Genomic DNA, 22,836 nt, shown 5'->3' on the forward strand with positions numbered 1-22,836 from the left:
TTTTTTTAAGTATGAATTTGCCAACCTTTCGTTGGATCGAATGTAACGGCATAGGATTTATCCGGATTTCCATGATAAAGTACACCTCCGTTCATTACTCTGTTACCGTTTTTATCATTCATCACGAAATAGAATGACAATGGGGCAAAATCCTTACATAGGAATATTTCACAATTTTGGTTAGCTTCCCATTGTTTAAGCCGTTCCAAACAATCCTGCAATGTTTTGTCGCCTATTTTTGCAGCATGGTCCATTGCTTCCTGATATCTTTCTTCGCATTTGATTATCATAATTTTATGATTTTAAGAATGAAACGAATTCGATTATTATAAAGTCGTTTGCGGATGGTTCTGTTAATGATTTTAGTTCTTTTACACCATTACAGTAAAAAAATACTTCGTCATCGTCCGCACCAATATCTACAGATAGCTTGAAGAGCATATCGTAAAAAGGACCGTCATCGTCGCCCTTATGCCTTATATGGCATAACGCAAACGAAGGCTCTTTGTCAAAATCCGACAGGTATTCATTGAAGGCTTTATCTATATTCGCTTTTATTTCTTCCGTGTCCACAAGAACCTGCCCTTCATCACAATCATCACACCATCCATAATCAAATGATTCATCCGTATAATGAATGAATTCTTTTGTATTAGGATTTACTATTGCTTCACATGAAACTTTAGTGCTATGGCACTTACTGCATATAGTACTCATTGTCTCTAAATTTTTAAGTTGATACTGTTATAAATGAGAAGAGAGCCTTTCGGCTCCCTCTGTTACTAAATTTTCCTTCTGTTTTTCATCCCAAACTTTCTTGGCTTCAATCCACTCTTGTCTTTCTCTATCGAGCTGCGTTTCTGTTTCGGGTGTGTAACCGATAAACTGGATGTATCCGCCATTCCATCCTGTTGTTTTACAGATAATACCTGCGGCCTGAAGCTTGTCGATTCTTTTCTGCGCCATTTTCTCGCTTGAATAGGATAGTCCCCAGAAATGATGTTCACCATTGTCACTATAATGGTCTTCTCCAAGTATCATGACTCCGTTATATTTTTTACTCTCAATATAGCCGAAACGAGCTTTCCCGAGCGCTTGCCTGATGGCTTTATGAGCCACTCCTTCCGGATGTTTGAATACCGGAGGTAATGTCCCTTTCTTCGCTTGCAGCTTGGGTATTTCCATTTTATATGGTTTTTCCCAAGTACCTATACCCATGTTCAGGTAGAAATTACAATGAAAATAATCAGTCATGGCATCGCTATCGTCAAAATTATAGGAATTGACAAAGCAATATACATTGTCCATTACCTCACGGGCACGATCCGTCAGGTCCTTATCTTTTTCGATATGATAATGGTTAAGCTGCTTTGAGCATTTGCAGTTGGAATCTTTGGAAAAGGCTTCAAAGTCTGCCTGTATTAAATAAACATAGATTGAATCATAATGCTTTCTGGTTACAGAAAACTTATATCGCGGGTAAGTTTCTTTCAACCATACACGCAGTATGTTTACGACTTCTTCTGGAGATTGACCTTTATAGTTACTTCCTCGGTAGCGATACTCATTATAAACGTAATCGGTATATTCTCTTGCAGATGCTCCGGCATAGTCGCTTTCGTAGCCTGTAGCCGCTTCGACGGTTCTTGTATCGTTCTTCCATACGGCAAACAGTTTTTCAAATTCAAGGTTTATTTGCTGCATTACTTCTGTACTGCCGCCTTTATCGGGGTGGTTCTCGATTGCAAGTTTCCGATACTGCTTTTTCAGCTCTGCAAGACTGTTTATTTTTGAAAAATAAGTCATGATAATTTATTTTTGTCAGTTATTTCAATAAAATCTAAATCCCGTGATTGGATAAAGAGGTCTTGTTTTCCCTCGTTACTCTTAAATACCAATCCAAAACCATCGTATCCGTTGAGCGTATGGGAAAATGTGGCCGTTTCCTTTGCTCTCGGATGGCCTTCTTTCACTCTTATTTTTTTGCCTTTCCATGCAATGTCTATATCACTGAAGAAATTCATTGTTCTTTTATTATTTTGAGTTAGGATTTTAATCTTATAAACGATAAGAGAGCCTTCCGGCTCCCTTATCGTTTTTGTTATCAGGAAACTAATACAGCCTCCGCATCTATAATTTCTTTATCCTTAAACTGGCAGAAATTATCAAGTGTAGATACAAATGCAACATTCTGATGCACCAGAGATGGTATTGAAGTCTTTTCCGGCTTGTAGTACTCTGTAGCGATATTATACATATCCCATGCAGAAATACTATCACGCCCTTTCATCTTTTTAAGTACATCTTCTGTAAATGCTGAAATCTGTGATTGATTGAGCGGGTAGTTTTCTACTCCAGCCGAAAGTGTTTCATCCGAACTGTCATGGGCTACACGCAATGCTGTAAGTAGTCCTATATAGGTATATACTTCCTGCCCGTTAATACGCGTATTTTTCAAACGTCTTATCCGTTCACGGTCTTCAGTCATCTGTGTTTCGAACTGGCTTAGCCATCTGTCTACTGTACTGAACAACTGTTCTGTACTAACCTTATTTTTTCCATAATTCGAAACTATGCGCTCAGCACTCAGGATGCATTGATTATGGCAGGCTTTTACACATGGTCCGATTGCAGCTTGAATACCGTCCTGATGATAAGTCAGTACAATCGTAGTGGTCAGCTCGTCAGTCTCAAAATCATTGATCCGGATAGTCGTAAATATCCTTCTCAGAATGTGGGCCACAACCGATTTTTCTCCATGGGCAATCTCTTCTTTTTTCAAAACGGTAACTCCCGGAAGATGTTTGCTGTTATTGTGTGCCGCAAATATTTCTTCGACATCGTAATTAAGGTTATATTTATTACAGATGTCGATTACATTTTCAATTGCTTGAAAATGGTAAAGTCCGCGGAGAGGATTACCTTCATAATCATCTTCCATGTGGGTACGTTTCAATGTTGGCAGATCCATGATCTCTACTTTGTTTGCTTGAAAATCGAATGTTTCCTTTCTTGTCATTAATTCGTTCATGATTGCAATTTTTAAATTGTTAAAAAATGATTTATATATTCTCTATAAAGTATTCCACATAGTCATGTTCCAATCCAAGATTATCACACGCTACTTCCATATCGCCCGACCGGAGATCGTCCAAGTCTCTTAATTCGCGGAGGTTCCGGATTTCATCTTCGAGGTATTCCTCAGCCTGTTTACGGGTACAACTGCATGAGCTGCATATTCCGTCGATAATTGAATGTGCCATATTGGCAATGTTTATTCTAACTTTTTCTCGTTCTTACTTGTTTTATACTTATGATTTTCTGTTCGGGATGAGTATCAAAATTCCAGTCAATGTCTTCATCATTGAGCGTAGTATGTATACTTCCGCCCATAATCAATCCACAATTCTCCTCGATGTCTTTACGTGCTTCTTCGCGGTTTTCTGCGTTCACTCTGAATATTCCTTCAAAGACAAACCTTGTTTTTACTTCATACTGTTTCATGCTGTTTGATGTATTATATTGTCGAGTGGTTTGCCGAAAAAAGAGCTATCGACTCCATAGGTTTGCTGAATGGAATAGTTATATCCTGTGCCCCATTTATCTACCTCAAGGCGCCAATAAGGATATTTACCTTTCGATAATTTAATATTCACATCTTCTTTTAAATCCATTTCCATCAAGCTTCCGCCGCCTTGCATGGAACTGTACAAACCGCATTTATTCCCTTTGGGTATTATTATTTCCGAGAGGTTAAAGTTCGCATCATACAACTTTTGAACATCAACGGTTGCTACATAGGTAAGCAGGTTTGCTCCGCAACAGGAATTTTCCAATTCTTCATAGAATTGTTCGTAGGAAACCTGCTCTTTACCATTCCTGGCGTGTTTGTCAGGAAAGTGCCCGATTACCTTTTCTCCTTGCTCAAGTAGTATTTTCTTTACCTTATGAGGATTAAGGTTCAGTGCATCGACCATATCTCCGAAATAGGATTCTTCGTAACTATATCCTCCGGATGATTCCAGCCAATGTGAGTTGATACAGTCATAATTGGAAAGCAGTTCTACACGGACCGGAATGTTATCGGTATTGCGCAATAAATCTTTCAGTGGGTCGGAATTGTCCCGACTATATATTTCATTCTTAATTTCTTCCTCATTCTCTTCAAAGAATTTTTCTGCTTTCCATTTTTTATAGCCGGATTTTACCAGTTCTTTTTTTAATTCTTCCATTATACTATATACTGTCTCATCTTCCTGCCAGGAATACCATTCATCAAGCTTTTCCTGCAAGGCATCACAACTCTTTGCTTCAAGGCATTTTTCAATAGTATCCAGACTGTTATCCAGACTTTCCCTGTAATCCACATAGCTTAATGAATAGTTATCATCCATCAACCCATCAACCATACTCATGCTGATTTCTTTTTTTGTTTCCATATCTATACTATATAAAATGAGAGAAGAGCGACCTTGCAGCCACTCTTCCTGATGTTGTTATTTGATAATATTTAATCGTAAAATTCATGTATAAGACTTTCGTACTGTTCTTCAGGCACCTCAGTTTTACCCTTGAAGTTGAACGTAGCCAAGTACCTTCTTCCAACTGTTGGATGTCCACCGCAATAGTTGAGCGCAATTTCTATCGCCCAGTCAATATCACCGATGTTTAGTTTTATACAGTCATAAGAGAGAATGCAGTTTGCAAGCCTCAGCGCCGCATCTTTATTCCCGTCATGGTATAATTTGAAGAATGCCATCTTAGCGATTTGCATATTATTGACTTCTGTCATTTTCGTATCTTCATTAAATTCCATAACCGTATGAATTAATGTGTTGTTATATTCGGCCTGCGCCGGTCTTTACATACTAATGTTACAAATTGCAATTCAATCAGTTTATGCTCGAAACATATATCAGATCCATAACTAGTCCGTTGCCATAAGCTGAATGTATAGTTATTAAACGACCATAGAAAATAAGCGGATAATTGACCCATCTGGTTTCTTTGCAATAATTTCTTATTCAATTCCATGATATTATCCGATGAGATGATCAGATTCACTATGTCCGCGAATGCATTGACAGCACTTTGGCTTGTGTGGTAAATGGGACCTAAAAATTCTATTTGCATGGCGAAAGTTATTAATCATAGTTATCACTAAAAACCTCGAATGAATATCGTTCAATATCAAAAAAGCTACTGGTAATGCTTTGATAAGTGAAAGTATCATCGGGTATTTCCGTTGTGTCATTCTCAAATTCAGGATAGGATGTATGGTTATCCTGATAATAGGCTACAAGCATATGTGCATCATCTGTGGCTATGTTATGCCCATAATAATTACACCAGGCTATAAAAGGTTCTATTTCCGGTTCATCCAGTCTTTCCAAAGCATCCCTTATTTCGAAGAAATTCGGACAAAACCACTCTTTGTTTATGAGGCAGTCCGGAATATTTTCCCATGCCGGATATCTGAATACGGGGTTTTTCTCATTGAAAAAATAGGAATAGCAAGCATCCCAAAATTCTCCCGCATCCCCGTAATCTGATAACCGGAACCAATCTCCTGCATGGGTATCGTTATCAATTTCTTTTTGAGTAGTTACCACTACTTCCGAATCTGATAAATTCATAACTTTAGCAATTTAAAGATTGGATTCTTTGTTTTTTTAGCTTTCATAATCACGAAATATTTATAGAATCAGCCAATTCCATTAATGCCTCATTGATAGAAGCTTGGTAGATACTGGTAATTTCATTACGTCCCCATCCTGTTTTACTTTGAAGTTTTTCATGGAAAATTTCTTCAATCCTTTTAAGCAAATCTTTTGTTTTCATTTTATATCTATATTTTAATTAATACTAAAATGTGGAAGCTGTAGAGTTTCAGTCCACAGGCTTTAAAGGTGCGTGTTTAGACGGTGCAAGGTTTTTCGGAAAAATACCGGAGCAAAGCGAGGATGATTTTTCTGAAAACCGCTTTAGCGGCCTGACCTTGCTCCGGCGTTAAGAACACGAAACCACCTTTGCCTGTGGGACTGAAATCTATAGCCTTTTACATCTCTCTCCATATCGTTTTCAGCTTACTAATCTCTGGCTTCCCCAACTGATATGAAATTTTCCTTCGCTGTCCTGTTCCCTGGTAAGCAGGCTTTCAATTACAGACATGGTAATATCAAATTCCTCGAAGATTTCAGATTGTTCTTTCACCTCTCCGGTTTTTATAAATTCATTCAACCGTTCTTTAGTGAGTACCAGCGCCATTAAGTTCTGCTCTATCGAATCCTCGTAGGTTACAAAATGCACCTGTGTCTGGTCTTTTGAATCGAGCCGGATAAACCGGAAGTAGAATTGTTCCATCTTGGGGATATTCCATTGAAGCGATTCGAGTATCACATCGTTACAGGTCGGGATATTAGCAGAACTTTTCAGCGATTGCTGGGTACAAATAAGGATGCCGTTCAGGGTATCCTCAAATTCTTTGATAATGCTTTGCCTTTTCTTAAAGGTTACATCACCCTTGATTATAAATATCGGCCTGTCAGGAAATTGTTCCGTAATATACCGCTCATACATATCGAGGGCTGCCAGTGTAGTGCATCCAATAGCGACCTTTCCGGGTATTGACTTTATCATATTTTTAATATACCTGGTCTTGTTTGGATATGGATTGCCGTAATAGCCGTCTATCAGGTTAGGTACCGAACACGCTTTAATCAGTAACTTAATTTGTCGCATCAAACGCAGCCCAGCCTCTTTTTTTGTATCCCCGGTACTGTTGTAGTATAATTCGCATATCCGGCAGAACTCTTCGACAATAACCCTGTAAACCTCCCGTTCTCCGTCGGCAGGTGTGACTGTATGGGTTTTAACCTCGTATTTCTCTCCGGCAAAATCCTTGAACTTACGGGTGATTATTGTTTTGCCGATTAGGTCGAACAGTTCCTCTTTGTTGTATATATCCTGATTCTGCTTTTCAATACCGAATACGCTGGCTTTTCCCGGACAGAAACAAGCCTTGAACAGGTTATGTCCCTGATATGCCGGAAATGGTTCGCCATAATAATCATTTCTCCGACTTACAATATCTCCGTCTTTATCTTGATGGTAAATCTCATCGCACCAACACATCATATTGATAGAATTATTGTAGAGCAATTCAAATTGGCTGTATAGCTCGGTAATATGGTTGCGGGTGGTAGTTCCGGTATCAAGTACTTTGTAGTTCAATCGTCTGAATATACTGAGTGCAGCTTTTGTCCTCTGAGAGATCGGGTTTGTTATCTCATCCGATTCGTCGAATATCAGACAGAGTTTTTTTGAGTTCTGCTTTATAAACCGGCTTAGATTTCTTTTCAGTTTACTTAACATGGATATACTGACTACAAGAAAAACTCCTTCCGGTACATTTTGAAAATCTTTGTAATTACGAAGTGTATAATATTGTTCCTTATTTACTTTCAGGAATGTTTCCCATGTTAAATTAGTAGCGATGGCCGGAGCCAGAACAATAGCATTTCTCACTTTCCTGTATTTCAAAAGATACTTTGAAAAATGATAGACTGCTGCTGTTTTTCCCGAACCCTGTTGCCAGTTCAGTAAAGAATACCTTTTCTGAAAGACAAGGTTCAGGTCTTGTTTCTGAAGATTGGTAAAACGGCAGACTTCGTGTTCCTTATTAATAAAGGTGGCATTATCCAGATAGTTCTGAATATCTGGATTGGCATCCATTTCGGAAAATACCTGGCTTTGGATTTCATATTGCCGTCTCTTGCGACCAATAAGCCTTTCGGCTGCCTTTATCTGCTTTCTTATTTTGGGTGTATAATCGGGTGGAATCGGGAGGTTTACTCTACCGAGTACCAGATCGTTTATACTGGCTGACCTGTGTTTAATTCCGTCCAGTAACCTCGGGGCATATTGTTTTAGTTTAAAACCGTAGTTGCTTTTTACCAAAGCAACTTCTTTGCGAGGTATAACATATTGGTTGATGATATATTTACGGATTATACCCAGAACCTTTGTTGTGGTCAGTTTGTTCCTTTCCCATTCCTTGAATTGCTCGTTGGTACAATCTTCGGGAGGGTGCTGGTTGCGGAACTTGGTAACCAATGCAACCGCTTTGTCATAATGCTTATGAAGGTGCTTGTGGGTTTTCAGTTCAAAAAGGTATTTACTGAGTTTGTACTCAAAGCGATCCAATTCTTCCTTATCAATAGATTGCGTTTCCCGCATCAGGCTTACTTTCAAACCGGATTTGAGTGTTTTGGCTGCTTCTATACGTTTTTCCAGTTCTTCCCATGAAACAAACTCTTCGGCATTGTAAGGAGTCATTTCGATATGGCGGGATTCACGCATGAACACCATTATCTTGGTATTGAAATTATGAACACCGACCGCTGCAAATGCATTGGAATTTAACATTGTCTGTCCTATAAAAGAAAAATCACGGTTTATGGCCGTGACTCTCGTTTTTTCCCAGAACTCGTTTTGCAGAAATGAACAGGGTACTATCACCATCAGTATTCCTGCCGGATTCAATACCGAATATGTTTTTCGCATATAATAAAATTGCGATAATTCATGATCGATTTCCAAATTGAATGGAGGATTACCGATAACAATATCGAATCTTTGCTCCGGTTTGTACTGAACAATGTCGCATTTCTCAATATGAGCATTAGGATAGAGAAACCTTGCCACTGAAATAGCTTTCCCGTCAATATCGAAACCGTAAGCATTGTGCTGGTTTGGTAGGTGGTTGAAGAAATTCCCCATACCACAGCACATATCAAGTATCATTTCCGACTGGTCGGGTTTTATGAGCCCGGTCATATCACGGCAAATATCATGGGGAGTAAAAAACTGTCCCATTTCAAATTCTTTTTTTGCCTGGGCATATTCGTGATAATTGGCAAAATCCTCCTGTTTGAGGTTATGTAGTCCGCCTATGCCAGTATAGCAGTTGTAAATGGTTTCGGGAGGTAACAGGTTCTTGCCTGTATCAATACAGAATAAAATCTTTTCATTGATTTCAGCTCTCCGGTCCTGTGGTATTTGTTGGGGAATTATCTGGTACATAGTAGTAGCTTATTTAATAGTCATCATTATTTTGTAATTCAATAGTATCGAGTTTCAGCTTGTAAAAACAGGCTTCAGCCGTTTTCGCATCTTTAAACCTGACATCGACACGTCCGTTCTTGAAGAATTTCATTTCTTCGGCACCGGTTGTTGTCAGCGTATAAGGTTCTGAGATATCTACATCGTTATCATTGAACCAAATAATCATGGATGAGCTACCCTGCAATGAGTTATCTGCTCCGAATGCGATTCCTGCACAAAGGTTCTCGAGTTCATTGCGATAGTTATAGTGCATCTTATTTCTATCATCCCAGAAACTGTCAAAGCTGATTACATCCGGAAAAATGATTTTATCCTTTTTCAATTCAGGTTTTACCTTACTCCACCGGTTCGGCTTTACAGCGTTGAGAAAACGATTTATCAGTTCTTCCTCTGCCGTATCCCGGAAACTCTTACCTCCGAGGTGTTCGATAACTAAATCCACATAACTCTGATACAAGGGACGGAATCCCATTGATAGTGTTTTCTCATCAATTTCAGGATACGGAACCGATACTTCATAGTTACGGTTGAAATAGGCTATGACTGATCTGGCAAATGCATTTATAGCCTTGTAGTTCTCTTCTACCAACTTATCGATAACTTCAAACGGTTTGAACTCGTACTTGGTAAAATCAATCTCCACATTATCATATTTGCTATTGTATGGTTCATGGAATTTAATTTTGCCGTTCGGTTCATAGCTTATCTTATGGCTGTCTTTATATTTGGCAGCTTCTTCTACAAATATCTTATACCAACGGTCTATTTCATCAAGGCTCCGGTAAAGAGTCTCTTGCTGGTTCTCACAAAATATTCTGTCTGTATCAGATATTTTTTCCTCGTTACGAATCTCAATTTGATAGATGGAAGAAAGCAGGTCGGTTGTGCTGCCTCCTGCATTGTCATGCCTTTTTGTTCCTGTCTGTAACATATGATTTACTTTTAAATTAACCGGCTTATGGGGCCGGAGTTCCCATAGTTACAGGCTGCAAAAGGTAGTGTTTAGGCGGTGCAAGGTTTTTCGGAAAAATACCGGAGCTGAGGCGAGGATGATTTTTCCAGAAAACCGCTTTAGCGGTCTGACCTTGCTCCGGCGTTAAGAACACGGGATACCTTTGCCTGTAGCTATGGGTATTTCCGGTTTTATTAGGAGGCACTTCTTTTCTTATTATCAGTTGAAATATTCTTATTCTGCACTTTTCAATAACTCAAAATACGCAGTACGGATGACATGTGGTGACATGGAATGTATCATATCGTCAGGCAAATACACCTTGTTATTTTTTGTGTTTTGTTTGCATCAGAAATAAATATTAAAAGGAAAGGAATTGTCATGGATATAGTAAATATAGACGCGGAACTATTTGAGAGAATGCTTTCAAAATTTGAAAGCTTCGTGGGTCGCATGGAAGCCCTCTGTCAATTACATGCCGATAAAGGTATCGGACAGTGGTTGGATAATCAGGATGTGTGTCTGCTACTTAATATATCTCCAAGGACTTTGCGGACTCTACGGGATGATGGCGATTTAGGCTTTACCCGGATCAGTCATAAAATCTACTATAAACCGGAAGATGTAGAAAAGATAGTCTCTTTGGTGGAAGACAAACGGAAAGCAGCTGTCAAGAAAGGAAAGCAGATATAATTCAGAAGCATTGGAGTAAAATGTAAACAGGAAAATATATGAGTAATCAATTAATCACATCTGAAAATGAAAGAATAAAGTCATTCTTTCGCTCATTGGAGGGTCTCTCTTCTTCGTTAGAACGTTTGTTTTCTTCCCGGAAACCGACACTTAACGGAGAGAGTTTTTATACCGATGAGGAATTATCGAAGAAATTGAAGATCAGCAGGAGATGTTTGCAGGATTACCGCGATGAAGGACGTATTCCATACATCAAGCTGGGTGGTAAAATTCTTTATCGTGCTTCCGATATAAAACAACTATTGGAAGACAATTATCGGGAGAAATACAGGTAAATAATTTATGCTCTCTATCAGTAAATTGAATAACAGCAGGCTTTTTAATGTAAGAGCCTGCTGTTATTTGTATGATCATGATTATGTGATTGTTACTCATTTACTTTCGCTTCCTCTTCCAGGTCGTTTTTCTTTCTGCGTTCCATAAGTCTATCCATATCTTTTGATATTTTCGTATCCGTAACTATAGCATAACCCTGTGTCGTGGAAATATTGGCATGTCCCATTATTTTAGCAATGCTCTCTATTGAAATTCCTGCCGAAAGTAATAAAGTCCCTGCTGAATGCCTGCTCATGTGATAGGACAAATTCTCTTTCAAGCCCATTGATATGCCTATCTGGTTAACCTCACGCCAGATTATAGTACTATTTTCAGGCAGGGGAAATACGGGTTGACTGTCATCGGTTGTATTGTAAAGTGAAAGTATCTGCTCGGCTACCGGATGCAATGGTATAAATGCCTCTACATTTGTTTTTGCCCGTTGTTTACGGATATAGAGCCTGCCTCCCGCTGTTTTCCCGATATGGTGCGGATATAGCCGCTGCGTATCCACATATGCAAGGGCGGTGAAACTCGAAAAGATAAACATCCGGCGAGCCAGTTCCAACATGCGGTCTTCCATCGGGGTTTCCATAATACGTTTCAAATCATTCCGGCTTATATACTTGAGTTTTGGCGGATTTTTTTTCTCGTATAAAACTTCTTCTATTGGGTTAGCTCTTAAAACTTCCTGATCTACTGCAATATAAATTAGTCGGTTAAGCCAGCAAAGACAATGGTTGATATGACCGGGCTTGTACCCCAAATCTCTTTTCAGAAATATCTTGAAAGATTCGGCAAACTCTTCGGTTATGTCCGTAAAAGCAATATCTTCCAGACCTCTGGAATGAATAAAATCCCGTAGATTGGCTTGTGTGGTCTTTGAACCACGGTGGGTCGATGTGGATTTTATTTCGAGGGCACGGATTCTGAGACGCTCACGCTCCACTTCTCCTGCCTCAAGCAGATTGGTTGCGATGGAATTTACACCGACAATTGTATTTTTCAGCAGTTCACTGCTGACAACTCCCAATTCTTTAAGCAGGCGAATGTATGTCTGTTCCATACGTTCGCGAAGTTGCGTAAGGAGATAATTCTCCTTCTCCGTTTTGATTATGCTTTTTTTCGTATTCCACTCATCGGGTCGGCAATAGATACCGGTCGCAAGTGTGGAATTTTTGCCGTCGATACTTATCCGGCACATAACGGCTGTGGTACCGTCGGTTTTTACCTTATTACGGTTGATGTAGAATAATAGTTTGAATGTACTTCGCATTTGGGTGTGATATTATAGAATTAATACTAAATCTTGGGTAGCCTCTATGAATATGTCCATATCCTCAAATAATTTCTTCGGAGTAACACGGGCATATATTTGGGTGGTCTGGATATTATTGTGTCCGAGCATCCGGCTGATTGTTTCTATCGGAACGCCCTCTTCAAGCGTGATAAGGGAAGCGAAGGAATGCCTTCCGGCGTGATAGACAAGGTCTTGCGAAAGATTTGCCATGATTCGTAAGGCTTTCATGTTCGCTCTGAGGGTTGCATAGTGTTGTGCCGGAAATAAGGTTTCTCTGCTCTCATCTTTGTATTTTTCGATTAAGCCAATCGCTTCCGGCAATAATTTAACCCGACCCAGAAGTTCATTCTTCTTTCGGCGGTATTTGAGCCACAGGTTGCCTTCGTCATCATGGAAGAGGTTCTCCTCCGTTATACTTACCACATCCGCGTATGCGGTACCTGTATAACAGGCGAAGAGAAATAAGTCTTTCGTTATTATATGGGATTGTCGCCTTTCGGGTATTTCCAGATCTCTCAATTTCTCGAAGTCTTCCCGACTTAACGCTTTTGGGGTAGCCTCTTTTTGTTTTGGCAATTTATAATGTGAAAAATAATGCTTTTCAGAATGCCCTTCCTTATAAGCTATTTTACAAATCTTTTTCAGAATTGCCAGATCATGACGCAGGGTATCCATCGCAAAGCCTTTGTCTTGCAAAATGAAATCCTGAAAATCACGAATAAACTGCTCGTTCAACTGCCCAAAAGCAAGATCTTTGGTTTTGAATTTCTGTTCTATAAATTCGCTCAGATAACGCCTCGTATATACCCATTTGGTTTGAGTTCCCGCTGACCGGTCAATGCCAACGCGTGAGCCCAATTCTTCAATGTGGCGGTCAAGGAGTTTTAACAGGGTAATTTGCGTTCCTATACTGCCTTGAAACAAATTCTTGACTGCCGTTGCATCGAAAGGTTGCTTGCGTTCAACAAGTGTATCAAATGCCGAATGAACCGCAAGCAATAGTTTTTCTATTTTGCCATTGGTCTCAACCGCTTCTTGACTTTTACCGTCCAAACGACTCTCTCTGGAATTCCATAAAGTAGGAGTACAGGATAGCTTCAGACTGAACTGCGCAATAGAGTTGTTTACAGTTATCCTCCCCATGATGGGTGCTTTACCCGATTTATCGAGTCCGCTCTTTTTCAGGTAGAGCAAAACCTTGAATTTTTCTACTTTCATACGCTTATAATTTAACTGGTAAAATTACCTATTCTATAAGCGTTCTTTGTTATGCAAAGTATTGTAAACCAAAGCAAAGGAGGCGGGTTTGATTGCTGTGATTTGCACTTGTTACCTATTCCTGTTTCGGTAACTGCCCGGCTAACGGTTTGGTAACTGAAGTTGTGCTATAATGTGCGATTTTGAGTATTTTTACGAACTGGCGAAATAATACATATCACTTCATTATAAGCAGATTACGCCTTAGTTTCGCTATTTTGTTTTTATTCGTTTTTCAAAAAAGTTTTCACCTTGCACGCCATACCTGGGCTACCGAAGCGCTCCGGCAGAATATTCCTGTGGCTGTTATCAGCCAGGCGCTGGGACATACTTCGGAAAAGACGACCCGTATCTATCTGGCTCAACTCGACCAGTCGGTCTTGAATAAAGCCAATGAAGCCGTTACTAAAGAGGTAGGCGACAGTATCATGAAACGGGCCTGATACCAGGTGAGGGAGAATCGCTTGGGAACCTTATTTACCAAATAAGGTAGATTGGCGGTAATACTTGTTCAAAAAACTCAGGAAAATATGGTTTCCAAAGGCTGCTGAGCAGCAAAGATAACTAATAAAAGTAAAGAAAGAGCAAGTATTAACTATTTTCTAAAGCATGAATCTGCTTTGGGGCAGATTGTTATACGCAATCGGGATCTAATAACACATTTTTTAAGGGTAAAACTCTTACAATAACTTAAAAAAGGTTATATCGTTTTTTTCAGGGCATAATATTCCGGGGCGTCAGTCTATTTAACACCTTTTCACTACGTTAGTCTGTACAAATTCGCTTTCTAATCGCTTAAAAAGAGTCTTTTTTTGCCGGTAACAGACCTTTTTTTCCCCATCCGACAGGGGCCATTTACCTTATTTGGTAAATAAGGTCATCAGGGTGAAGGAGAAAAAAGATGAGAGAAATAAAGTCATACGTATTGATAACCATATGCTTATTCGTTGCCGTACCGGTTATGGCGCAGCATGTGTCGCTCAAAAGCAACCTGTTATACTGGGGAACAACTACGCCGAACATGGGCTTCGAGTTTCGCCTGGGTAAGAAAATGAGTGTTGATCTGTGGGGTGCCTACAACGCTTGGGAGTTCAACAACGATATGTCGCTCAAACACTACCTTGTGCAACCCGAGCTCCGCTATTGGCCCTGCCAGGCCTACGAGGGCTTTTTCTTCGGGCTTCACGGGCACTACGGCCATTTCAATATGGGGAATATCCCTTTTATCCCCGGATTGAAAGATACGAACTACCGGGGCGAACTCTACGGGGGCGGCCTTACCTGGGGTTATCACTGGGTGATCGGTCGCCGTTGGGGGCTGGAAGCGTTTATCGGGGTTGGCTATGCCTATATGCAATATGACAAATATATCTGTTACGATTGCACGGAGGTGCTCGGCACCTATCGCCGTCACTATTTCGGCCCGACCCGTGCGGGTGTGTCACTGATCTTTTTTATCCATTAATAGCTCTTCGCCATGAAACATTGCTTATACATTATATATATACTGTTCGGTGCAGGGTTGCTGTCCGTTTCCTTCCCGGCCTGGGGGAAAGGGAAAAAGCAGCCGCAGGCCGTCCCGATCCGTATCACCTTCCGGGGGGCGGAGGTAGAGGAGGACGACAGCGTATCGTTGCGTCTCCACTTCGTGTTCGATGATATCCGTGTACCCTCTTCCCGCAGCCTGATACTGGAACCTCAGTTGCAGGGCGGGGACGGTCACCGGCTGGCATTGCCGGTTGTAATGGTGAGCGGCCGGCGCCGTGCCCGTTATGACGATCGTGCCCGTACCGTCGATCCGGCAACCGATCTTCCCGGAGGGGACTGTTTCTCGCGGCTCGTACACCCGAAAAAGGGAAAACGCTATGAGATCCCTTATATCGTCCGGGTGCCCTATACCTCCTGGATGCGTCATGCCGGCCTGTGGCTCCGGCAGATCAGCCGCGACTGCTGCCGTGGGCAGGTGCTTGCCGACGATCTGCTGACGGACGACCTCGCTCTGGTACCGCCCTGTGTGAAAGAGGTGGCCGGGCCGACCCCGCAGGCCGCCGCCATCTACAACCGTTACAATAAGGAAATCCGTTTCCTGATCCCCGACGACGAGCCTGTCAAGCTGCGCACCGAAACACAGATTGCCTACCTCGACTACCGCCAGGGCAGTGTCCGCATAGACCCGCAGTTCGGAAAGAACCCCGGTGAGCTGGCCTATACCGACAGCCTGTTCCGCCGCCTGAAAGAAGTGGGTGTCTCGCAGTTCCGGCAAGTGATCGTCACCGGCTATGCCTCGCCCGAAGGGGCCTATCAGCATAACGAAACCCTGGCCCGCCAGCGTGCCGAGGAGTTCCGCGCCTATATCAGCCGCCGGTATCTTCCCAAAGGCTGCCCGGTGATCTGCAACAGCGTGGCGGAAGACTGGGAGGAACTGCGCCGCATGGTAGCCGTCTCCGGTAAACCCTATGCCGAAGCCGTCTGCTTCATCATCGACAACTATGGTATCTTTGAAGGCCGCGAAAACTACCTGATGCAACTCGAGGGCGGCCGCGTCTACCGCGAACTGCTGCGTAGCTTCTTCCCCTACCTGCGCCGTGTCGAACTGCGCCTGACCTGCGAAGTCCCCCCGGTAGGCGATGCCGAAGCCGCCCGCCTGCTATACAGCGACCCCGCCCGGCTCAGCCTGGCCGAAATGTACCGCGTGGCCCGCTATTACCCGCCCGCAACGGAACAGCACCGCGAAGTCTATGTAATCGCTGCCGAAACCTACCCGGAAAGCATCGTGGCCCAGATCAACGCAGCCGCCGCCTGCCTCCTGCTCGGCGACGCCGAAACCGCCCGCCATTACCTCGACCGCGACGACGTAAAAGCCGATCCCCGCGCCGCCATCAACCGCAGCGTAATGTTGGAGTTGATTATCAGAGAGGAGGACTCTTTATGACCGCCCATCTCTATACATATATATTATTGATCGTTATCCTGTCCGCCTGCGACATCGACGCCCCGCTTCCCGACTGCGACTACAACGCCCGTCTGGAATACTGGTACGTCTTCACCGGCACCGACAACGAAATCCCCGATTACGTCGACACGATGAACGAATACCTCTTCGACGCCGACGGCATCCTCCGTCAGGTCAGGTCATTGGAAGGCGACAGCCTCCTGGCCCACGAGCTGGTGGTTTCCCCCGGCACCTACACCCTGGTCAGCTGGGGCAACCTCGACGGCCGCAGCCGCATCGCCCCCGCCATCATCGGCCAAACCCGTCTCTCGGAAATCCGCCTGGAGCACAACGACATAGCGACAGAAAGTATCCTTTCCCCTCTCGAGAGGGGGCAGGGGGTGTGTCAAAGCCACCCCAACACCGAACCCCTCTACTACGCCACCGACATCCTGGAAGTCCCCCGCTCCGGCATCATCCGCAAGCGCGTCAACACCACCCATGCCCATGCCTTGTTGCGTGTCACGGCCAAATGGCTCAACAACGCCCCGTCCAACACGAAAGACTTCACTTTCACCCTCCGCGGCATCCCTGCGGCAGCCGGTTTCGACGTGGCCGAACGTGTCAACACCTCCCTTCCGGGCTACGACCCGTCGGGCGGTACCATCTATAACATCCCCCGCATCGACGACACCCGTCTCTGCGACCATTATACGGTAGCCACCATGCGCCCGAACCGCACCCTGACAGGCGACCTGATGACTTACCGCTATACCGACAACACCCGCCTGCTCTTCCGTATCTGGGCAGGCGACCGCCCGCTGATCCGCGAGGTAAACCTCTCCGAATTCTTCCGTGAAATGAGCATCCCCTTTTCCCGGAACATCCGCCAGGAGTTTGCCATCACCCTCCGGATCGACGGCGACAACATATCCGTCTCCTTCACCGGCGTCAGCGACTGGGAGGACGGCGGCACCATCGGAGGGGCGATGTAAGAATCAAACAGTGAATTACTAAATAAACACTAAGTATTAATTATTAAACAAATTGTGTTATGAGAACAAAGTATTTTTTATTCGTACTGATCGCTCTGCTGTTCGGAGCCTGTACAGATGATGAAATCGGAGGCCAGGGCGGCGGAAGCGGCCAGCAACCGGAAGCGGGCAAGACAGCCTTTGGTTTTGCCCTGAAAGATTTTGCCAAAGGAAGTGTCCCCCTGTCGAGAGCCGACGGCGACAAGCTCCCGGCCTCGGTAGCCGAATCTACCCTCGACAGCCTTTCCGTCTACGTCTTCAACCAGAACACGGAAACCCCTTACGACTCCACAAAGACCATCTTTGCCGAAGAATTCAAGGTAGGCGGCGATGCCCTGGCAGCCGACGGAACAAACAAGATCGCCCATATCCAGCTCAGCGGCCTGGGTAAGAAAAAGATCTATTTCGTGGCCAACGCCATCGGCCAGCACGAACTCGACCAGCTCAAGCTGAACACCAGCACCGAAGCCCAGTTCCTCGAAATGAAAACCAACCTGCTGACTGTCTCCGGCCAACTGGCTTGCCCGCTCATCATGACGGCGGTCGACTCGGTGGAGGTCACGGAAGACCCGGCAACGACCCCCACCGACGGAGGCGGCTACACCCTCGGTATCGGTAGCACCGTAACAGGCCGCGAGATCAAGCTCAAACGTATCGTCGCCCGCTTCGATATCGAGAACCAGGCGGAAACGAGCGACCTCGTGATCGAAGGGATCGAACTGAACAAGGTACATCCTTCGGCCCTGGTCAACAAGGTACAGAACTTCAACGCCACCAAGAACAGCGAATACGCCTATACCGCCGACCCGCTGACGGAGACGATGAACAAGTTCGACTTCACCCGCTACCCGAATGCCAACAATGGCCGTGCCGCCAGCGTGTTTTATGTCTATCCCGACCTGAACAACGGCAGCGGTGCCGATGGGGAAGGAGCCGAAGCCGACCGTTTCTTTATCACCCTCTACGGCAAGACGAAGAAAACAGGTGCCAGTGTGGTTTACAATGTCTATATGTACAAGGACAATGCCGATACCTCGAAAGACCCGATCATCGTAAAGCCCAACAACCAGTACCTGATCAAGATCAACGATCTCGACCCTACGAAGCTGAAGGCGACCATCACCGTACAGGACTGGCTGATCGGCGACACCATCGACTACGAAATGTCGGAAGGAACGATCGAACTGAGTTGCGTGGAATTCCCCTTGAAAGACATTACTCCCGGCCCCGGCCGGCAACTGGATATCCCCGCGGCGCGTGGTGGCGACGCTGCCGTCTCGGTCAACGTGAAAGTGGAAGCCATCAGCGAATGGCAACTGCTGAAAGGCTACAACGCCGAATGGATCGACACGACTACGAACATCACCGCCGACCTGCCTGTCGGAACCCTTACCACCGTGAAGCCGCAGGAAGCGAACCCCTACGATAAGGAACGCCGCGGTACGCTGGTCTTCCGCAACGTGCAACGCCCGTCCATCATGCAGACCCTGATCGTCACCCAAAAGGCAGGAGCGGCAACGACTGTGAATATCGGTAAACTGTCGGCGAAAGATGCTGCCGCCTACCTGTTGGTGAACCGTCCGACCGATGGAACGACCAATAACGTCGGTACGACCGAAAAAACGGATACGCTGATGCTGGACGGTGGTGGTACGCCTGCTTTCCTGGCGAATACAGCCTATACGGATATCGAAATCGAAGTAGACAGTACCGCCACCACACAGGAATGGTCGCTCGCCGTCGACCGTATCGACTCTACCTGGATCAGCATCACCGACGGCCCGGTATTGAACAAACAGTGTAAAGCCTTCAAGGTATCGCTGGCCAAAAACGACAGCGTGCGCCGCACCGGAACGATCCGTCTCTACGACCGTCAGGACGAAACGATCTACCGCGACCTGGTAGTCGTGCAGGAGGGAGCAGCCGTAACGGCAACGATCGAAACCGATCCGGGTTATACGGTAGATACCGGTGCCGGTTTCATCGCTTTGGCACAAGGTGGGGACGACCGGCATTACACGGTGACCTTCCCGAAAGAGAACTACACGAAGGAACCCTACCGCATCAAGCTGACCACCAACGGCGACTGGCGTATCCACGACGTAGCCGACACGGAACACCGTAACTGGCTGGATGCCTATTCGTTGAACAAACTCGACCAACGTGTCATGAGCGGTACGGGCGACGCCATCATCGAGATCGGTACGACCGCCAACGACAGTGCCAGTGTCCGCACAGGCAACGTCGTCCTGACCATCGGCGACAAAGACTACACGATCGCAGTGACCAAGCTGGCCACCACCCCGGTCATTACCCTGGATGATACCCACGTGATAGGCACCCATATCGATTTCAGTGCAGCCGAATCCTCCCAGGGTGTCCGTTTCATCACCAACGACAACTGGAAAGTAACCGCCGTGAATGGAGTAGGGGCAGGCGTGACAACCGATCCTGCCACCTGGCTCTCTTTCAGCAATGCCTCCGACGTTACAGGTACAGCCATCACCGGAGGCTCCGGCAGCATGATCCTGAAAATCGCCGCCGAAGCCCAGACAGAAACCGGAGGTGTAGTGGGAGCCGGTGCCGATCCGCGCAGTGCAACGGTCACAATCAAATGCGACCATCAGCTAGACGGCACGGACGACCCGACGGGAACCGACAACCCGACCATCGTCCTGACCATCTACCAGGCCGGCATCGAAGCAACCCCGGCCCCAGTGGTCCCATAATCAGCGACGGGAGTAACTTTTCCCCTCTCGAGAGGGGGCAGGGGGTGTGTTATTATCCCGCCCTGAAACAGGCTCTAACACACCCCTTTATCCCCTCTCGAGAGGGGAACCGGATACCATCAGTTTATAACTCAACAAATTAAAGAATTATGAAACATTACATATTCCTCCTATTATCCCTCTTCCTCGCCGCATGCGCCGAGAAAGACATCTCCGGCGGCGACGGCACTGCGGGCACCGGTTCCGGCCTCCGTCTCTCCGTGCGCCTCTCCTCGGGTGTGGCTACCCGTGCCCTGGGCGACCCCTTCGCTTCCGGCAAGGAAGAGAAACGTATCGACCGTCTCGCTTTCTTCGTCCATACCGCCGAAGACGGCTTCCAGGTCTACCCGCCCGTCCCCGACGACGTGACCGACCCCGACCTGGCCGCTACCGGCCATCCGAACGCCGTCTACCTCTCCGGCACTCCCGAAACCGGTTACACTGCCACCGTCGCCCTGACAGCCGGCGGCGGTTACCTGGCGGACATCATCGCCATCGCCAACCTCCCGGCCGATTACGACTACAACCAGATCGTCACCTGGCAGGGCCTTTGCGACAGCGTCGCCCTCCATGCCGCCACGATGCCCGCCTGCCTCCCCGGCTCCGACGAAACCAATAAGGCAGACCGCAACGCCTTTGTCATGTACGGCGATATCCGCAAGGAACTGAAGAAAGAGGAAACCAACGCGTTCGCCTTCGTGCTCCAGCGCCTGGTCGCCCGCATCGACATCACCAACGAAGCCTACGCCCCGGGCACCATCCCCGCCAATGCCGCCACCGGCCCCGAAAACAGCTTCTTCCTGACCTCGGCGCGCCTGTTGCACGCCCAGCCCGCCGCCTACCTGGTGCCGAAACCGGACGTGACCCCCGACGTAGTCACCACCAACGACTGGCCGGCCATTACCGGTATCGGCACCGATATCCTCTACGGCAAGCCGACCGCCAAAACCCCTGCCGACGACCCTACGCAGGAGCCGGAGAAAGTCGCCGTCACAACAGCCGACGACGCTAAAGCCGCCCGCCTGCAATACGCCTGGCACACCCTTTACACCTATCCGAACAGCGACACGGAGCATGCCCCGACCGCATTGGAGATCAAAGGGACATTCCGCGGCACAGAGATCACACGGCAGATCCCTTTTGTGGATAAAGACGGTAACGCCTTTCCGGTGGAAGGCAACCACCGTTATCTGGTACGTATCGTGAAGGCTCCCGGGCAGACGGATATTTCGTATAGCATCGCCGTTTCGGAATGGGATGCGGTAGATACGGTCAATGTGAAGCCGGATCAGACGGCGGTGCCTGAGATTACGAAACTGGATTGTAATGGTGTCTATGTAGAAAAAGAGAAAAGATATGATGTTTATTATAAAGTTGATGGCTTACTGACGTTTGATGCGACCTGTAATTTCTCAGCCGGTGTACGGGTTAAGTATTATGATAACAAAAACGAAACCTGGACAACACAAGGGGATTGGGTAAAAGTGGAGAAAACGGCTGAAACACCAGTCACAAAAGTGATTGCCGGCTATAAAAGTAGTTTTAAAGTAACTTTCTATAAGTTTGATACCGGAGTATCCCGCAAGGCGATGTTACTGGTTCATAACGGTGGCAGTGAAGTGGAATGTGATACTATCTTCATCAAGCACACTATTACTTATCCGGGAACGGATTTGGAACCAGTAGCATTAGGGAATATTACAGGAAAGGATATTGTTTGGGCACCGGTAAATGTAGGGGCGACACGGTTGCCAACAACGGCGTATAATTCAACTTTTGACCTGGAGTTGAATAGTGAGGAACTTCAAACTAAAGTCGAAGAAAGAGGACTTCTTTTTCAATGGGGAAGAAAGTCTGGTGTTGTTCCTACATATAAAGTACCTAGGGTTTCAGGAATGATAAACATGGAGGAATTGCAAAGTAATTTTGGATTTAAAGATAAACTCATTGATGGAAGTGGTGGAGGTGGAGTTGATGCTGACTGGCTTACTCCTTCGGATAATACTTTATGGGGAAATGGCATAACAAAAGGTGTATATGACCCCTGTCCGGAAGGATGGCGCGTTCCTTCTAAAGAAGAGCTACAGGTATTAGCAGATAAAGCGAATATTGATGGGATTTGGGATAATTCTGATTGTAATTTGTCTTTTTCTGATTCAGAGCTTGTCTTTTCTGAAAATGTAGGAATTCTCTATATGGTAGCGTGGAATGATATAACCACGTTTCCGGATAAATTTTCAATTTGGAGTTATTCAGTAGATAATGGTACCCAAGGTGCTTTTTATTTTAAACGCTCAGGAGGAAGTTATGAACTAAGTCGAGCACCTAGATCTTCCGCTATCCCAGTTCGATGTGTTCAAGAATAAATACGTTTAGTTTAAATAAGAATAACTGTAACA

General features: G+C 45.3%; 22 protein-coding genes and 1 pseudogene. 8 read left to right on the forward strand and 15 right to left on the reverse strand.

The annotated features are described in order from the left end of the window. Positions 1 to 5: 5 nt before the first annotated feature. The 13 genes from HMPREF1212_RS06255 to HMPREF1212_RS06315 form a co-directional block, all read right to left on the reverse strand. Positions 6 to 290, reverse strand: coding sequence for a DUF4120 family protein (locus HMPREF1212_RS06255; RefSeq protein ID WP_046148781.1), 285 nt, complete (start codon positions 288 to 290; stop codon positions 6 to 8). A gap of 4 nt (positions 291 to 294) precedes the next feature. Beyond that, complete coding sequence (locus HMPREF1212_RS06260) at positions 295 to 717, reverse strand: hypothetical protein (protein ID WP_046148782.1); 423 nt, start codon at positions 715 to 717, stop codon at positions 295 to 297. A 27-nt stretch (positions 718 to 744) separates the two neighbouring features. Then, positions 745 to 1,806 (reverse strand): LPD29 domain-containing protein, encoded by a 1,062-nt coding sequence (locus HMPREF1212_RS06265; protein ID WP_046148783.1) that lies wholly within the window; start codon positions 1,804 to 1,806, stop codon positions 745 to 747. Then, on the reverse strand, positions 1,803 to 2,024 hold the full coding sequence (locus HMPREF1212_RS06270; RefSeq protein ID WP_046148784.1) for a hypothetical protein: 222 nt from the start codon (positions 2,022 to 2,024) through the stop codon (positions 1,803 to 1,805). Before HMPREF1212_RS06270 ends, HMPREF1212_RS06265 begins: the two co-directional genes overlap by 4 nt. Positions 2,025 to 2,104: 80 nt before the next feature. Continuing rightward, on the reverse strand, positions 2,105 to 3,031 hold the full coding sequence (locus HMPREF1212_RS06275) for a DUF932 domain-containing protein (protein ID WP_052724929.1): 927 nt from the start codon (positions 3,029 to 3,031) through the stop codon (positions 2,105 to 2,107). A 31-nt stretch (positions 3,032 to 3,062) separates the two neighbouring features. Further along, on the reverse strand, positions 3,063 to 3,263 hold the full coding sequence (locus HMPREF1212_RS06280; RefSeq protein ID WP_046148785.1) for a hypothetical protein: 201 nt from the start codon (positions 3,261 to 3,263) through the stop codon (positions 3,063 to 3,065). A 16-nt stretch (positions 3,264 to 3,279) separates the two neighbouring features. Next, complete coding sequence (locus HMPREF1212_RS06285) at positions 3,280 to 3,504, reverse strand: hypothetical protein (RefSeq protein WP_046148786.1); 225 nt, start codon at positions 3,502 to 3,504, stop codon at positions 3,280 to 3,282. Further along, on the reverse strand, positions 3,501 to 4,439 hold the full coding sequence (locus HMPREF1212_RS06290; RefSeq protein ID WP_046148787.1) for a hypothetical protein: 939 nt from the start codon (positions 4,437 to 4,439) through the stop codon (positions 3,501 to 3,503). Before HMPREF1212_RS06290 ends, HMPREF1212_RS06285 begins: the two co-directional genes overlap by 4 nt. Positions 4,440 to 4,510: 71 nt before the next feature. After that, positions 4,511 to 4,816: a hypothetical protein gene (locus HMPREF1212_RS06295; RefSeq protein WP_052724930.1), complete on the reverse strand. Its 306-nt coding sequence runs from the start codon at positions 4,814 to 4,816 to the stop codon at positions 4,511 to 4,513. Positions 4,817 to 5,144: 328 nt separating this feature from the next. After that, a complete protein-coding gene (locus HMPREF1212_RS06305) occupies positions 5,145 to 5,636 on the reverse strand; it encodes an antirepressor (RefSeq protein ID WP_046148789.1) in 492 nt (163 codons plus the stop codon). 49 nt (positions 5,637 to 5,685) lie between these two features. Then, entirely contained in the window at positions 5,686 to 5,841 is a 156-nt protein-coding gene (locus HMPREF1212_RS26910) for a hypothetical protein (RefSeq protein ID WP_157316953.1), read from the reverse strand. 240 nt (positions 5,842 to 6,081) lie between these two features. Then, complete coding sequence (locus HMPREF1212_RS06310) at positions 6,082 to 9,084, reverse strand: N-6 DNA methylase (protein ID WP_046148790.1); 3,003 nt, start codon at positions 9,082 to 9,084, stop codon at positions 6,082 to 6,084. A gap of 13 nt (positions 9,085 to 9,097) precedes the next feature. Beyond that, the gene (locus tag HMPREF1212_RS06315; RefSeq protein ID WP_046148791.1) at positions 9,098 to 10,057 is read right to left on the reverse strand and encodes a hypothetical protein; all 960 of its coding nucleotides are present in this window, start codon (positions 10,055 to 10,057) and stop codon (positions 9,098 to 9,100) included. Between the two features lie 402 nt (positions 10,058 to 10,459). Between HMPREF1212_RS06315 and HMPREF1212_RS06320 the strand changes: the two genes are divergently transcribed. Further along, positions 10,460 to 10,771, forward strand: coding sequence for a helix-turn-helix domain-containing protein (locus HMPREF1212_RS06320; protein ID WP_046150258.1), 312 nt, complete (start codon positions 10,460 to 10,462; stop codon positions 10,769 to 10,771). Positions 10,772 to 10,809: 38 nt separating this feature from the next. Beyond that, positions 10,810 to 11,106, forward strand: a complete 297-nt coding sequence (locus tag HMPREF1212_RS06325; RefSeq protein ID WP_046148792.1) for a helix-turn-helix domain-containing protein — start codon at positions 10,810 to 10,812, stop codon at positions 11,104 to 11,106. A 92-nt stretch (positions 11,107 to 11,198) separates the two neighbouring features. Here HMPREF1212_RS06325 and HMPREF1212_RS06330 read toward each other — a convergent pair whose 3' ends face one another. Together HMPREF1212_RS06330 and HMPREF1212_RS06335 are read right to left on the reverse strand one after the other, a co-directional pair. Beyond that, a complete protein-coding gene (locus HMPREF1212_RS06330) occupies positions 11,199 to 12,422 on the reverse strand; it encodes a site-specific integrase (protein WP_046148793.1) in 1,224 nt (407 codons plus the stop codon). Positions 12,423 to 12,434: 12 nt separating this feature from the next. Then, the gene (locus HMPREF1212_RS06335; RefSeq protein ID WP_002561202.1) at positions 12,435 to 13,664 is read right to left on the reverse strand and encodes a site-specific integrase; all 1,230 of its coding nucleotides are present in this window, start codon (positions 13,662 to 13,664) and stop codon (positions 12,435 to 12,437) included. Positions 13,665 to 13,951: 287 nt separating this feature from the next. Here HMPREF1212_RS06335 and HMPREF1212_RS26915 point away from each other — a divergent pair. The 6 genes and pseudogenes from HMPREF1212_RS26915 to HMPREF1212_RS06365 form a co-directional block, all read left to right on the forward strand. After that, positions 13,952 to 14,146 (forward strand): annotated as a pseudogene (locus HMPREF1212_RS26915) (tyrosine-type recombinase/integrase); the annotation flags it as partial. 458 nt (positions 14,147 to 14,604) lie between these two features. Then, positions 14,605 to 15,168 (forward strand): DUF3575 domain-containing protein, encoded by a 564-nt coding sequence (locus tag HMPREF1212_RS06345; protein ID WP_046148795.1) that lies wholly within the window; start codon positions 14,605 to 14,607, stop codon positions 15,166 to 15,168. A 12-nt stretch (positions 15,169 to 15,180) separates the two neighbouring features. Continuing rightward, positions 15,181 to 16,635 carry an OmpA family protein gene (locus HMPREF1212_RS06350; protein WP_046148796.1) on the forward strand — a complete coding sequence of 485 codons (1,455 nt, stop codon included), beginning with the start codon at positions 15,181 to 15,183 and terminating at the stop codon, positions 16,633 to 16,635. Between the two features lie 26 nt (positions 16,636 to 16,661). After that, the gene (locus HMPREF1212_RS06355) at positions 16,662 to 17,630 is read left to right on the forward strand and encodes a FimB/Mfa2 family fimbrial subunit (protein WP_157316954.1); all 969 of its coding nucleotides are present in this window, start codon (positions 16,662 to 16,664) and stop codon (positions 17,628 to 17,630) included. Positions 17,631 to 17,689: 59 nt separating this feature from the next. Next, positions 17,690 to 20,398 carry a fimbrial protein gene (locus HMPREF1212_RS06360; RefSeq protein WP_046148798.1) on the forward strand — a complete coding sequence of 903 codons (2,709 nt, stop codon included), beginning with the start codon at positions 17,690 to 17,692 and terminating at the stop codon, positions 20,396 to 20,398. A 149-nt stretch (positions 20,399 to 20,547) separates the two neighbouring features. Continuing rightward, complete coding sequence (locus HMPREF1212_RS06365; protein ID WP_046148799.1) at positions 20,548 to 22,803, forward strand: fibrobacter succinogenes major paralogous domain-containing protein; 2,256 nt, start codon at positions 20,548 to 20,550, stop codon at positions 22,801 to 22,803. Positions 22,804 to 22,836: the final 33 nt, after the last annotated feature.

Origin of the sequence: Parabacteroides sp. HGS0025 (assembly GCF_000969845.1) — a bacterium.
GTDB lineage: Bacteria > Bacteroidota > Bacteroidia > Bacteroidales > Tannerellaceae > Parabacteroides > Parabacteroides gordonii.